Below are 1,002 nucleotides of genomic sequence, written 5' to 3' on the forward strand. Positions count from 1 at the left end.
ATTCCAAAAGAGTGTCCCCGTTCCAGTCATTTAAAACCCGAACTTTTATCAAAGAGTCGGGTTAAAAATTTATTGTGCCAATTCAACAAAAATCGTGCTTTTGGGCGCTATTCTTTATATACAATACAAAAAAAACATCATTAATCATAAAACTAAAAGGACTTATTAAAACATGACGCAGTTTACAATTGAAAGCATTTACGACAAAGAAGAGTTTCTAAGAGTCAATAAGATTAAATGGAAAATATATTGGCTCAAAAACCTTAAGCAAATCAGAAATCTTTCAATCACAACACTTGTATTTATAGTTCTTTCAGCTTTATCTATTTCAGACGAAGAACCTGTTAATATTTATGTTGTATTAGCCATTGCTTTCGGACTTTTATTGCTCTTTTTAGCATCTGCAAGACGATTTTCGAGAAAGAAGTATATTGGAAAAATTGCTGAAATTGCAGAAAAGTTTGAATTAGAACAGATGGATTGTGTTTATCAATTCTCTGAAGATTCAATAAAATATTCAGACAAAGAGAAGACGTTAGAATTTAAATGGTCAGTACTTTCCCATTATTCGATATATAAAGAGTTTCTTGTTTTGTTTGTTAATAACTCAATTGTGGACTCATTTATTTTTGAAAAAAAACCTGACCACCTTTCTGACTATGATAAAATATTAGAATTGACGAAGAAGAAACTCGAATATAAGTCAGTAAAATAAAGTACGGTTGCCAACAAACCGCAATAAAGCATATGGAGGCAGCTCGTATTGGATGCTTTGTGGCTTCGGCAGACACCGCCAAATCGTCGATTTGGCTTAAAAAATGCAAAGTTAAAATCAAATACAACGCTTTGGCTCTGCTCTATTTGGAATGTTAGTATGGATAAATCTCCATACGCTTCATGCGGCAGGCCGTTAGGTGCAAAACAAACCAAGGCGCTCAAAAATAATAATTGAATGTACGACCTAATAAAACCAAATACAGAATGGAGAAAAATTGCAAAAGA

Annotated in this window: 1 protein-coding gene; it reads left to right on the plus strand. The window is 32.7% G+C overall.

Annotation, left to right across the window (positions count from 1 at the left end; translation table 11 throughout):
- The first annotated feature begins 172 nt into the window (after positions 1-172).
- Positions 173-715 (plus strand): hypothetical protein, encoded by a 543-nt coding sequence (locus ACSX1H_RS19365; protein ID WP_439185905.1) that lies wholly within the window; start codon positions 173-175, stop codon positions 713-715.
- The last annotated feature ends 287 nt before the right edge of the window (positions 716-1,002 follow it).

Source organism: Carboxylicivirga taeanensis, assembly GCF_051851475.1.
Classification (GTDB): Bacteria; Bacteroidota; Bacteroidia; order Bacteroidales; family Marinilabiliaceae; genus Carboxylicivirga; species Carboxylicivirga taeanensis.

Coding starts and splice junctions, on each gene's coding strand:
- ACSX1H_RS19365 (WP_439185905.1), top strand. CDS start 173: ATGACGCAGTTTACAATTGAAAGCATTTACGACAAAGAAGAGTTTCTA.